The sequence below is a fragment of the Ruegeria sp. CF5 genome, from assembly GCF_056537325.1.
The window spans coordinates 287,630-300,504 of the sequence record NZ_JBQFRI010000003.1 but is presented as its reverse complement, the minus strand read 5'-3'; the positions used below and the strand labels follow the sequence as shown (position 1 = coordinate 300,504).

Genomic DNA, 12,875 nt, shown 5'->3' with positions numbered 1-12,875 from the left:
TGCACGCTAACGACAGGTAGGAGAAACTGTGAGTAAGCTACACGTTGAGGATACGATCGATGTCACATCTGATCTGGCAACCGAGACTGCGCGGAACTTGTTTATCTCGGCCGGCGCACCATCTGATGTTGCCGACGAAGTCGCGGACCATCTCGTCGAAGCGGATCAATGTGGGGTAGCGTCCCACGGCATCGTTCGCGTCCTGCAATATACCCAAGAGATGCTGAACGGCACTGTTAAGGCTGCGATAAGGCCCGAAATCCAACAAAAGGGTAATCGCCTGACGGTACAGGCGCATGGTGGCATCGGCATTCCGGCCATGCGTATGGCCCACGAACTCGCGACAGAAAACGCAGTCGAAAATGGCCTTGCTGCGGTTGCGGTTTTGGGAGCAGGCCATACTGGACGGCTTGGCGCATTCGGCGAAATCTCTGCAAAACGGGGTTGCCTCTCGATCGCATTGGGCGGTGGCAACCGCAAACGCTGGCGTATGGTTGCTCCGTTCGGTGGCCGCGATGCGCTCTTGCCAACTAATCCCTATTGCATCGCAATTCCTGGCGGCGACCGTGGGCCGGTTGTGATCGACATCGCGACCTCTCAGGCTGCAGGCGGCTGGATCTACGCTGCCCGCGCGGCTGGTGTCAAATTGCCCGAAAATCTGATTATCGACCGCAACGGCAATCCATCCTGCGATCCGGAGGACTACTTCGATGGGGGCGCGATCCTGCCGAAGGGTGGTCCACTAGGGTATGGGCTGGCTTTGGTCGCGGAACTTGTGGGTGAAGCGATGCTCGGGCCCGTGTTCGAGGGCGAGATTAACTGGTTTGTACTTGCCGTCGATTGCCGCCGATATAACGAGCCAAATGCGATGCAAGCTGCGGCCGAGGATATCCTCTCCGAAATTCGGGTTTCTAAGCCTTCATCAGGCTTCAATGCAGTGCAAATCCCAGGTGAACGCGAACGGGATGCGTTTTCGAAGTCTCAGGATCGACCTCTCAAAGTGCCACGACGGGTATGGGATGCAATCCTAGATTTGAAGCGGGACATTACTGGCTCGTGTTGATTTCTGAACTCACAACCCTTAGCCCCGGTTGTTCACGATTGCCCGAATGATACGGCCCGTTGCGGCCATTTGGCCATGCTGAAAGTGCCGCATCGCAGTAATCTCATAACGGACATTGGTTGGCTGCAAAGAAAGTACTGGGTCACGTTCGGGTGTCTCAATTTCCGACGCAAATTACTCGCGTCTTTCAGACCAGCCCCTTCTGAATGACGTCGGCGCCTCGCCGTAGCGTTTCTTAAATCGCACCGTAAGTTGCGTGGCGCTGCTAAAGCCCGTGGCTGCAGCGATCTCCGCAACCGCCATCTCGGTTTCGCTAAGCAATGCGTAGGCCCTTGAAACGCGCAGTTCGATATAAAACTGTACTGGCGAAGTCTCGACATACTTTTGAAAGAGACGCTCCAGCTGGCGACGAGATATCTGTACGGCTTCCGCAATTTCAGAGATATCCAACGGCTCTTCCAGATTTTCTTGCATGATCTGCATGGCGTTGATCAGGTATTGGTTGCGACTGCCCAAGGCCACCGAAAAGGCCGACTTCTGAAGTGTTTTACTATTGTTGGACCGAAAGTGGATGCACATGTCCGAAACGATGACCGCCAGATCATTTCCGAAATCGGATTCGATCATGTCCAACATCATGTCAGTGGCAGCATGTCCGCCGCCACATGTCATAAGTTCATTGTCGATCTCATACAGGTTTGCCGATGGCTCCAAGTCATCAAAATGTTCGACAAAAGCAGGGTGGTTTTCCCAGTGCAATGTGAACCTTTTTCCTGATAGAACCCCAGCCTTGGCAAGGGCAAAGGCTCCCGTGCAAATACCACCCAGGTTACAACCAAATGTTCTTTGACGGCTGATCCACGACAAGATTTTGAGGTTTGTACTTTCCGCCGGTTCAATACCCGAGCAAACAAACAGCCGCGACGATCGGGGAAGGTTGTGCAACGCAAAATCCGGCGTAATTTCAATCCCGTTCGAACAAGAGACCGGATTTCCGTCTTCGGTGATCAGAAACCACTTATACAGTTCTTTGTTTGTGACCTGATTAGCGATCCTCAGAGGCTCCACTGCAGCACTGAAGGCCAGCATGGTCAGCTTTGGAAGCAGCAGGAAATAGATATCCTTGGCCGACCCTTCATAGTCTATGCGATAGCTGGCCGCGCCCTTCGGGACAAAGTTTCTCGGGTTCATTTTCGCTCCTCCCAGCATAACCAAGACGGATGAAGGGCACCAACACCCATTGAGTGTTGGTGCAGAACGGTCAGGCGTTCATCTGCGCAACAGACTCACCACTTTCCTCCCACGAGCGGACCTCTTCTTCGCTCGCTTTAGGTGAAAAGAGCCCGGTCATGGCATAGAAGATACCGATCACCGGTGACAGCCAGCAAGCAAATGCAAGCGGAATATACAGCAGGTTTTCGAAATTCCCGTCCGCAATCCCCAAGCCGAGTGCAGTGATCACAAATGCACCGCCCGCATTCCATGGGATTAGGGGAGAAACCAGTGTTCCACCCTCTTCGACTGCACGGGATAGGTTCAGCGGAGAATAGCCCATCGCACGATAGACCGGCGCATACATTCGACCCGGCAGTGCAATCGACAGGTATGGATCACCTGCAACGGTGTTGGTCGCGACAGACGTCAGGATGGCTGACGTTTGTATACCGGCAAATGTCTTCACCTTCGAGATGACAACCTTGATGATTGCCTGAAGGCAGCCTACGCGTTCAAGCGCCCCGCCGAACCCCAAGGCCAACAGCACCAGTGAGATTGTCCACATCATCGACTGTATGCCTCCGCGGTTCAGCAGGGGGTCAATTTCCGGAACACCGGTATCGATCGAGTAGCCGCTGTTGGCGAAAGTGAACGTCTCGTGCAGCCCAGCCCCCTGACAGAAGATAGCCATGATGCCACCCGCAACAGCCCCCGCAAAAAGTGACGGGATCGGGGGTTGTTTCATGACTGCCAGCACGATGACCAAAACGGCCGGAAACAGCATGATTGGAGAAATCCAGAACGCGTCGTCCAGCGCGGCCGTGATTGCGTGAATGCGTTCAAACGAAACCTGAGACGTGTCGATCAGAGTGAAGCCAACGACAAAGTAAATCGCCAGGGCAATCAGCATCGAAGGAACTGTTGTCGGAAGCATATTCCGAATGTGATCGAAAAGGTTGGTCCCTGTCACAGCGGGGGCCAGATTAGTCGTGTCCGACAAAGGCGAGATCTTGTCTCCAAAGAACGCACCAGAGACCACCGCCCCAGCCGTCCAATACATTGGGATCCCGAACCCGGCACCGATCCCCATCAACGCCAGGCCGACAGTGCCCGTTGTCCCCCACGAGGTGCCCAATGAAACGGAAACAATGGAGCAAAGAAGCATGCCTGCGGCAAGGAATAGCTCGGGCGACAAAATCTTGAGGCCATAATAGATCAGCGTCGGTACAGTTCCGCTGGCGATCCACACGCCGATGATCATTCCCACTGTGATCAGAATCGAAACTGAAGGCAGGGAGATATTGATAACGTGGAACACGCCTTCTTCGATGCTGGGCCATTTGTGACCCAACATGAGGCCGACGATGCCAGTGATCGCGATCCCGAATGCCAGCGGGATGTGTGGGGTAAAGTCACCGAAATAGAATAATTGCAGCCCAAGCACACACAGGGTTAGCACTATTGGCACGAGGGCCAGCACCAAGCCGGGCTGTCGTATATTGTCTTCATTCGCAGACATATGGGTCTCCTCCTTTTGATTGATCCAGAACCCTGATGATCCGCGGAACAAACCAAGTTTGGCGGCGTGAGACTGTCGGTCAGAGCGCACATCTCGTTAGAATTTGCGACATTGACTCGTCGGGTTTAAACGTTCGGGATTGAGTTGAAGGCCGGCCATTGCAATCACGCCAAACAATTTACCCGCGTTTGATTTATCTCACCGCCTTTATCGGAGCGCCTTACAATTGTGATCGAATTCAGTAAGCGCCGACCACACCCCCGCTGATGAAGGCGCCCGGTCAGCCATATGGCCGACATCAATACCGCACAAATGTGAAAAACGGTGGCTAGGGACCAAATCTATGGCTCCATGGCAGGGGCTCGGGATTTTGCGCCGGATTCACCAACTCGACAAGAAGCCAAAAAAACGCCGCGGGCCGGTCGTTGCGCAATCGCCTCAATCCAGAGGCTCATGTCGTGATTTGTAAACAGGTGGTGCCGATGAGTTCCTTGCCGATCACCGTCGGCTATCGCAAATGGCTATTGCGCATCGGCCAGCGATTTGGCTTTTTCGTACTCATCCAGCAACGGCTGCATCATTTCCGGATCGTGTATAACTTTTTCCAGCCAACGTCTGAGTGGGAACGTCTCACCTTCGGCGATCATGGCGGCGAGGCGTTCGAGGATTTCCGTCTCCCGCTCGAATTCCTCGATCGCGGCGTTTCCAGCGGCCTGATAAACCATCATATGAGGACCGAACGGCCCACCGAGATCCAAATTCTCTTGCAGCGTGCCCAAGCTCTCTCGATATTTCCCGGCGTGGTATTGAGAGACACCCAGAATATTTCTGTAGGGCCTTCTAATACTTAGGGGGTCAAGGCTTAGTGCCCGCTTCAGCGGCGTGATTGCCTGTTCCGGCCGACCGGCGTACAGCAGAAACATTCCAAGATACGCCTGAGCCAGACTGGAACTCGGCTCTTGTTCGATTGCGCGTTCGCCGAATTCAACCGCTGGCTTTGGATTGCCCATCAGGATTTCAAGAATGCCCAACGTCAACAGGGCGCGAACATTGGCCGGGTCCTTTTCCAGCGCGATATTCGCGTGTTGCCGGATCAGCCCACGGGTCTCCTCCGTGTTCGGAGCCAGTCCAAACCAGGTTCGATGAGATTCCGCGAACGCCAGACCTGCATGGCCGTGCGGTGCGTCCGGTTCCAGCCGCACCACGCGCTGCAACAAAGCGTTTGCAGCATCGAACCTCGACGGGTCACTGGGTGGGTGAATGATGTCCAACGCTTGCTGATACAGAATTCTGGCATCTCGGCGCGTCCAGCGCGCATCTTCTATCCGCGAGGTCAGTTCTGGAAACAATTCGATTGAAAAGGTCGAACTGATCTCGCGCGATATCTCGGTTTGCGTATCGAATCGATCCGATGTCTTGTAGTCGAACCTCTTGGCCCAGATTTCGTTCCGACTATCCACGTCGACAAGACCAATGTTGAGCCGATAGCCATCGGTCATCGTCTGCAGGCTGCCCCGCAAAACATGCGTCGCACCCATCTTTCGACCTTCGTCGATCAGATTGACCGCCCCATCGGACAGACCGGCAGTCGACGCGTACGAGATCACGCGCAGCCCTTGGACCCGTGCCAGATCGGTTGTGATATCCTCGGCAATACCTCGGGCCGCTACTGAGGTAACCGCGCTGTTTCCCAGTGGATTGAATGGCATCACGGCGACAACCGGCAAATCTCCCCATAGATCAATATCCGTTGTCGCCTGATCCGTGGGCGGGTTTTCGGTTCCGATACTTTGGAACCACATAGACCCCACCGCGGCCATCAACAGCGCCAACAAAATCAGCAAGAGCCAGTTCGGTGCCCGCCAGCGGGGTCTGCCTGAATATCCTTTCCTGCTCTCGGCATTGGGTGGCGGCGAAGGCAAGTCACGGAATTCGAAAGAGGGCACGTATGACCCTTTGGGAATGGTAATCACCAAAGGATCGTTGCTTCCATCCGTCAGGTAATAGTGCTCCAGTTCACGCCGCAACCGGCGCGCTTCCAACCGGACAACGGGATCGGATGCGGCATCGAAATCCTCGGATCGGCCCAGAACGGAAACACCAATCGAATACCCTTTCAGCCGGTCGGCGCGTCCGGCCAGTGTTTCGTCGACAATGTATTTGAGAAATGCACGTCGGCGATCATTAGCACCAAACTGAGAACTCTCAAACATACGGTCGAGCTGTTCGTCTATGGCCGCCTGCTCCGGAGGCGGCACTGGCTTCCGCTCGGATAACTGACTTTCCATCAAAATTTCTGTCGGCTGTTCCGGTTCCATCCAATCTGTTCAAACAGTACCCGGCTGATCCGGGTTGCGTCCAGCATTACATTCAAACCAAAGCATTTTTTAATGTATGTTACACGTTCAGAACATGTTCGGTACCCCGATCCGCTGTTCCCAGATGTTAGTCTGAAACCTCCGGAGGATGTCCGAGCGGACGAACCACCGGAGACAGAGCCCACTAACGGCCAATGGCCTTTGCCGGGAGGGGAGCGGGTGGAAAACTTTCTTGCTGCCGGATGTTCCGAATTGGTGAGACAATCGCCCAGCGATGAATTCACAATCGTATCTTTGTCGCGGAGCGATCCAAAGTTTCAGACCATTTGCCGTGACTTCGGCGAGGCCATAACCGCGTATCACAATTTCCGGGCCGAGGGAGAGCGCGGGCAAGCCCGAGCCGCAGAATATGAGCAGATCTGCGAGGATCTGAGGCTCGAACTGATGGAATTCGTCAATCAGGTCACAGTCAGCTCCAAGGCTCAAGGCCACCAATGATGCGAGACGGTCGCCGCCCGAACCGGCAGCCTGCCGGGCATTCAACAGGAAGAACAACGGAAGGTATGGAGGAAGCCATGATATCAATTGTTGGAAACTACCAGCGAAAACTGATCACAGGTACCGCTTTGGTATTTGCAGCCAGCGCCGCGTTGTGTACCGCCGCATCGTCTCAATCCTATGAGGATAATCTTGCTGCCGGTGCCGCTGAAACTGAACAGAACTATTTGAATGTTCCGTTCGTAAAGCCGGAAAACTTCAAGACACCCTATACCAGCCCGGCCTACTGGCCGACCAACTACCCTCGCGGTCCAATTGACCGGTCGCCAGCGGATGCCTCAACCAAGGTGATCACTCTTGGAACCGGCGACCCGCCGCCCAACCCGTATCGCTTCGGCCCCGCTCACGCGGTTATCGTAAATGGTTTTCCATATTTTGTTGACGCCGGAGAAGGCTGGTTCCGATCACTTGGAAAGGCGGTCCTTTCTCAGGGATCAATGGATCTGGCGACCGTTTTCGATCTGCAGAACATAAAGTACATGTTCCTGACCCACTTGCACGAAGATCACACGGTGGGATTACCGTCATTTATTTCAGGTCCGTTCAAGTTCGGGCCCGGCCCGGACAAGAAGATTTACGGCCCCATGGGTGTTGACGAGATGATTGCCAATATCAACGCCGCCTGGCGGCTCGACAGAAACGAAATGTTTCAGGGTTCGACAATTCAGAAGGCCGATGGGGCCACTGCTATTGGCGTGCCGGTCTGGCCGACAACAGATCCGAAAGGACGAACGATTTACGAGGACGACAACGTAACGGTCGAAGCATTCCCGACAAAACACGGCTTTCTTCAACATACCTATGCCTATCGGTTTACCGCCAAATCCGATGGTCGCGTTGTCGCGTTCGGCGGTGACGGACACTATTCCGAAGGCCTCGTAAATGCGGCAAAGGACGCGGACGTTTTGGTCATTGAGAGTATTACCCGAAAGAACATCATGTTCGTGGTCTGGGGTGGCGATACGGAAGAGGAAAAAGTAAAGGTCATCGGTGCCTATCACATGTTTCCGGAGGATATGAAAAAGGTTCAGGACGAAAGTGGCGTCAAACAGATCGTCATGACGCACGTCCAGAACTACAATGACCCCGAGCATTTCGACCGTCTGAGCGTGTTGCAGGAAATGCAGGATGCTGGTGTCACCAACATTCTCATGGCCGAAGACGGCGACATCTACTGAACCGGCGGTCAGCACAAGGGAAAGCCCTGCCGGGCTTTTCCCACAATAAGTACCAAACTCAGCTAAATCCGGTTTCTGTTCTTGTTCACAACAGCCATCATTCGATCCAGACTATTGTTGGGACTGGGCACAGATTGAAGAAAGCCAATCCAGAAAGGTTCTGACCTGGTTGGAAACGCGCCCCTTTCGGTAAATGGCGTAATAGCAGGCTATCCAATCATGCTCAAAGCTCGCCGTTTTCAGATCACCACTCTTTAAGTGCCTTCTGACCGTCACTTCTGGGCTGACATGCAATCCGTACCCCTGCAGCGCAGCGTCTAGTTCGAATTTTGCGCCGCCCGGATCGACCAGTTTCAGATCTGAAAGTCGAACACCCGCATCTCGGACCATACCTTCAAAGACCGGCCCGCCAATGCTGTTGTCCTGAATCCATGGCAAGTCTGCAAGGCTGTTGGCACTCTCCAAAAGTTTAGGTGTGCCACACAGGACAAATGGTGATCTAAGTAACAATAACTGACTGGTGCCGTTCCAGATTTGATCCGGAGGGGCCCCACGCACCACGATGTCAAAGGTATCAAGATCAACTTCCGATGAGTTGCTTTCAGGGGCAAACGAAACCTGAATGTCGGGGTTTTTGGCCCAGAATTCGCTAAGTCGCGGCATAATGACTGCGTCAACAAATCGAACGGTAGTCGATACACGCACACCACGAGACGCCTCTTGCAGGGTCATTTCGTCAATACCCTTGGCAATTTGCGCGAAGGCGTCATTAAGCATGACCGCCAGCCTTTTTCCTGAATCGGTCAAGGCCAATCCACGTCCTTCGCGACGCACCAGAGCAATTCCAAGATCCGCTTCCAGTTTGCGCACTTGCTGGGCAATCGCGGCGGTTGTCACGTTCAGCGACCGCGCCGCCGCCGAATAGCCACCCAAACGCCCGGTTGCTTCAAACGCACGCAAGGTTGTCAGTGAAGGCAAGGTATGCCAATCGATCATCATCATTATATAGCTCACCTTAACATTATGAAATAATCCCTGACTCGCAATACCCGTATTTTAGGGGCATAATCAGAATACACACCCGGTTTAGAACAGTAAATCAGTGGTGTGACTATCTGAAAAAATGGCTGCACTGCCTTTGGCAGCACGCTCCGGCCAAGCATCATTTTGCAGAGCTTTCAGCTTTGCAAAAGGAGCACGGGCGGCTCCCAACTGCAGTTCATCACGGAGGGAAAGATGACCAAAAGAACCACCCGCATTGCCGCACTTATCGGATTGGCCCTGGCCTCCCCCGCAATTTCAGAAGCAGGACCAGACACCGCACAAGCTGCGCACACCGCATACCTCGCGGCGATCAATTCAAACAGTCTGGAGAGGTTTCTTGAAACCGTCACCGACGATGTCGTGTTCATAGCCCCCGGAACGCCGATAATGGAGGGTAAGGCCGAGGTTGCCCCTTGGGTCAACGGCTACTTCGATGCCGTTCAAACGTCCTGGAATAAGCAATCGCTGGAGTTCGTGGAATCCGCGGATTGGGCGTTCGAGCGTTATGCGTTTACGGCGACGGATATTCCGCATGGCCCCGGCCCGACTACTGTTTCTACCGGCTACGGGATCAATATCTATCACCGCCAGGAAGATGGCATCTGGCGGGTCGCTCGGGATATCTGGTCGAATTCAAGCACTGAGGTCCAACAGGTCAGCCCGTCGCTCGTTCCAGTCTGTTCTGGACCTGCCGGACCGTGCTGATACAGCCGAAGCGAAGGACCTGACGCCTGCGCGCGATTAATTGCGAAAGCAAAAGGAACCAAACCACACGCTTTCGCAAACCCAAGTTCAAAACCCACGGCACAACCATAAACATCGCCATAACGTTCAAACCTGCCCGGGAAGCCACAATACGATCGCTGGAAAGGCAACGAGCAATGCGATTGTCGCGGCATCCGCCAGAAAGAACGGTGTTACGCCCTTGAAGACATCCTGAACACTCAGGTCATCGCGCACGCCTGCGACAACAAAGCAATTCAGACCGATGGGTGGCGTGATCAGGCAGAACTCGGCCATTTTGACGACCAGAATACCGAACCAGATGGCACACATCGGGCCGGACATTCCGAAGGTGCTGTCAGCGGCACTAACAGCCTCACCGCCGTTCAGAGCCATTACAGCGGGGTAAACAACGGGAAGTGTCAGCAACAGCATCCCAATCGCATCCATGAACATGCCCAAAACAGCATAAGCCAGAAGAATGCAGATCAGGATCAGCATGGGCGACATTTCGAGTGACGTGATCCAGTCGGAAAAGGCGTTCGGCAGCTCGGCAAATCCCAGAAAGCGAACATAGACCAGCACGCCCCAGATGATGGTGAAGATCATGACGCTCAGTTTGGCGGTTTCCAAAAGCGCGTCTTTAAGCTCGGACCAGCGCATGCCTTGGTACAGCGCCATCAGGAACACCACGAAGGCTCCGATGGCACCGCCTTCGGTTGGCGTGCCCCACGCGTCGCCTCCAAACGGGTTGTAGACAAAGAAGATGATGGTCACGACGACGATCAGGATAGGCAATGCAGGCGGCAGAGACAGAAAACGTTCTTTCCACGTAAAACCTCTGACAGCGGGACCGAAACCTTTGATCACGACGGCCATGCCGATGATCAGCAAGCCGTAGATCACGGCTGAGAACATGCCCGGAATGAAACCGGCCAACAGCAGTTTGCCCACGTCCTGTTCCACGATGATCGCGTAGATGACCAGAATGGCAGAGGGCGGAATAAGCGAGGCCAATGTACCGCCTGCAGCAACAACACCCGCTGCAAAGCGCTTGTCATACCCGATCTTTAGCATTTCCGGGATGGCGATGCGGGCGAATACAGCAGATGTGGCAACCGAGGCGCCGGAAACCGCCGCGAAGCCGGCGGTTGCAAAGACGGTCGAAACCGCAAGGCCGCCCGGAACCCACGCGAGCCAGCGCTTTGCGGCCTCGAAAAGCGCTTTGGTCAGGCCTGCGTAATAGGCGAGGTAGCCAATCAGAATGAAGGTCGGAATAAGGCTCAGCGCCTGGCTTGAAATCTTGGAATGTGGCACCTGACCGGCGGTTTTGACGGCCACGGTCACGGCCTTACCAAACCGCGCCGGATCGTATCCGAACTTGGCCCAGAAGATCCAGATCAGACCAACCATGCCAGCGGTCGCTGCGGCAAAGGCCACCCGCATCCCCAGCACCACAAGAACAAGCATTCCACCCGAGACGATCAGACCAATTTCAATGGGTTCCATCAGAAAGTACCTCAGTTGTCGTGGCCCGAGACATGCTCGGCTTCCATTGCGGCCTGCGTTGCTGCGTCAGCGATCAGCGGCACGGCGACAGGCGGCAGATCCGGATGGCGGATCGCACGGCCATAGGCCCAAAGCTGCAGGGCGAGGCGCAGACAAAGCACGCTGAAGGCAACAGGTGCCAACAGTTTGGCTGGCCACAGTGGGATACCGATGTCGATGGAACTGTCGCGGCTCCAAAGCGGGGCACCAAAGTCGAAACTGCGCGCAAAATGCGCCCAGCTGCCCCAAATCAGCAAAACGATCAGGGCCAGAATGACAACGGTCGTCAGGAATTCGACGATGTACAAGACCCGCCCTTTCAGCGCGCCCACAACCATATCCATCCGAATGTGACCGCCATCGCGCTGCGCGTAAGAGATCCCCATGAAGGCGATCAGCGGCATGGCCTGTTCGATCCAGTCCACATAGCCGGGCAGAGGGGCGTTGGCGAAGTTTCGGCCACCCACTGAGATCACGGCCATCACCATCAGTGAAAAGACCGCAAACCCGCTGATCAGGGCCAGAAAGCTTTCCAGCTTGTAAAGGCGTTGATCGAGAATGCTGAGACGGCTGTCGTCGGACAGCACCAGGGATGACCCGGCCATCTGTAAGCTCCGCTGTCAGGGAAAAGATACCCGGCACCAGTTTGGATGGCGCCGGGTGATGAGTGGATCAGCTTCCGTTTGCGATCTTGCCAGTCACAAGATCATAAAGCTCTTGTGCCGGCAGGCCGCGTTCGGTGTTTTCCGAAATCCAAGCCTCGGCCGCAGGGGCGGCGGCGGCGTCTTTGAACGCTGCGATTTCTTCATCACTGAAGGTCACGCGTTCGATGCCGCGTTGATCGAGTTCGGGCCCCCATGCTTCCATCGTTTTGGTCTGGTAGTGGGACACGTAGTGATCCAGCGCTTCTTCGACCGAACCCAGCAGAGCTTCACGGTGCTCGTCAGACAGGTCTTCCAAAGCCAGAGTGTTCACTACAACCGGGCAGTTGACAGTGCCGGGGTTCAGGTTCGTCGTCCACCATGTGCCGTTTTCAATGGTGCCAAAGGACATATGGGCGTGGGGTGCAAAGCTGACGGCTTTGACGATGCCGCTATCCATTGCCTGACGTACTTCGGACGCGGACATGGACGTTGGAACGGCGCCCACTGTCTCCATCGCCTTGCCGATGCCGCCGGTGGCACGCACGCTCAGACCTTCAAAATCGGACAAGGATTTCGGTGCTTCTCCAACGCCAACAAGATTGTACTGCGGCAGCGGCGACGGCATCAGCAGGGTCGCATCCCAGCGGGCCAGGTCTTCGACAACTGCCGGATGTTGGTAGACGGCCATCGACAGATCAACTTCCTGTTCCAGAGATGTCACGCCCAGAAACGGCAGTTCCAGAACGGTGATCGAGGGGTTCTTGTCGCGATGGTAGCCCGCGCAGAACTGGGCCATTTCGAATGCCCCGATCGAGATACCGTCGAGGTTTTCCTTGTTCTTCGACAGGCCGCCATAGCTGATGTTCAAGGTAAACTCGCCGTTGGTCTTTTCGCTCACCAGTTCGGCAAGTTTTTCGACGTGCTCGGTAAAGGCGCGACGCTTGCCCCACAGGGAAACGTTCCACTCAACGGCCAGTGCTTCGGATGCAACGGTCAGCGACAGGGCGGCAATGGCCGCCCGGTTCAGGTGTTTGCGCATAGTGGCTCCTCCCAGTTCACGCAATG

Annotated in this window: 11 protein-coding genes; 4 read left to right on the top strand and 7 right to left on the bottom strand. The window is 55.0% G+C overall.

Annotation, left to right across the window (positions count from 1 at the left end; all coding sequences use genetic code 11):
• The first annotated feature begins 28 nt into the window (after nt 1-28).
• Nucleotides 29-1,063, top strand: coding sequence for an Ldh family oxidoreductase (locus ACR0NW_RS10770; protein WP_480791746.1), 1,035 nt, complete (start codon nt 29-31; stop codon nt 1,061-1,063).
• A 174-nt stretch (nt 1,064-1,237) separates the two neighbouring features.
• Here the strand turns inward: ACR0NW_RS10770 and ACR0NW_RS10765 are convergent, their stop codons facing one another.
• From ACR0NW_RS10765 to ACR0NW_RS10755, 3 genes are all read right to left on the bottom strand, one after another.
• The gene (locus ACR0NW_RS10765) at nt 1,238-2,254 is read right to left on the bottom strand and encodes a GlxA family transcriptional regulator (RefSeq protein WP_480791745.1); all 1,017 of its coding nucleotides are present in this window, start codon (nt 2,252-2,254) and stop codon (nt 1,238-1,240) included.
• A 70-nt stretch (nt 2,255-2,324) separates the two neighbouring features.
• On the bottom strand, nt 2,325-3,797 hold the full coding sequence (nhaC, locus tag ACR0NW_RS10760; RefSeq protein ID WP_480791744.1) for a Na+/H+ antiporter NhaC: 1,473 nt from the start codon (nt 3,795-3,797) through the stop codon (nt 2,325-2,327).
• A 521-nt stretch (nt 3,798-4,318) separates the two neighbouring features.
• Nucleotides 4,319-6,085 carry a tetratricopeptide repeat protein gene (locus tag ACR0NW_RS10755; protein WP_480791743.1) on the bottom strand — a complete coding sequence of 589 codons (1,767 nt, stop codon included), beginning with the start codon at nt 6,083-6,085 and terminating at the stop codon, nt 4,319-4,321.
• A gap of 249 nt (nt 6,086-6,334) precedes the next feature.
• Between ACR0NW_RS10755 and ACR0NW_RS10750 the strand changes: the two genes are divergently transcribed.
• Together ACR0NW_RS10750 and ACR0NW_RS10745 are read left to right on the top strand one after the other, a co-directional pair.
• Entirely contained in the window at nt 6,335-6,613 is a 279-nt protein-coding gene (locus tag ACR0NW_RS10750) for a hypothetical protein (protein WP_480791742.1), read from the top strand.
• Nucleotides 6,614-6,690: 77 nt separating this feature from the next.
• A complete protein-coding gene (locus tag ACR0NW_RS10745) occupies nt 6,691-7,851 on the top strand; it encodes an MBL fold metallo-hydrolase (protein WP_480791741.1) in 1,161 nt (386 codons plus the stop codon).
• 111 nt (nt 7,852-7,962) lie between these two features.
• On the opposite strand, the gene ACR0NW_RS10740 is transcribed toward ACR0NW_RS10745, so the two are convergent.
• A complete protein-coding gene (locus ACR0NW_RS10740) occupies nt 7,963-8,853 on the bottom strand; it encodes a LysR family transcriptional regulator (RefSeq protein ID WP_480791740.1) in 891 nt (296 codons plus the stop codon).
• A gap of 234 nt (nt 8,854-9,087) precedes the next feature.
• Between ACR0NW_RS10740 and ACR0NW_RS10735 the strand changes: the two genes are divergently transcribed.
• Nucleotides 9,088-9,600 (top strand): YybH family protein, encoded by a 513-nt coding sequence (locus ACR0NW_RS10735; protein WP_480791739.1) that lies wholly within the window; start codon nt 9,088-9,090, stop codon nt 9,598-9,600.
• Nucleotides 9,601-9,726: 126 nt separating this feature from the next.
• Here ACR0NW_RS10735 and ACR0NW_RS10730 read toward each other — a convergent pair whose 3' ends face one another.
• From ACR0NW_RS10730 to dctP, 3 genes are all read right to left on the bottom strand, one after another.
• The gene (locus ACR0NW_RS10730) at nt 9,727-11,127 is read right to left on the bottom strand and encodes a TRAP transporter large permease (RefSeq protein ID WP_480791738.1); all 1,401 of its coding nucleotides are present in this window, start codon (nt 11,125-11,127) and stop codon (nt 9,727-9,729) included.
• Between the two features lie 11 nt (nt 11,128-11,138).
• Nucleotides 11,139-11,771 carry a TRAP transporter small permease subunit gene (locus ACR0NW_RS10725; protein ID WP_480791737.1) on the bottom strand — a complete coding sequence of 211 codons (633 nt, stop codon included), beginning with the start codon at nt 11,769-11,771 and terminating at the stop codon, nt 11,139-11,141.
• Between the two features lie 67 nt (nt 11,772-11,838).
• Nucleotides 11,839-12,849, bottom strand: coding sequence for a TRAP transporter substrate-binding protein DctP (dctP, locus tag ACR0NW_RS10720; RefSeq protein WP_480791736.1), 1,011 nt, complete (start codon nt 12,847-12,849; stop codon nt 11,839-11,841).
• Nucleotides 12,850-12,875 lie beyond the last annotated feature (26 nt).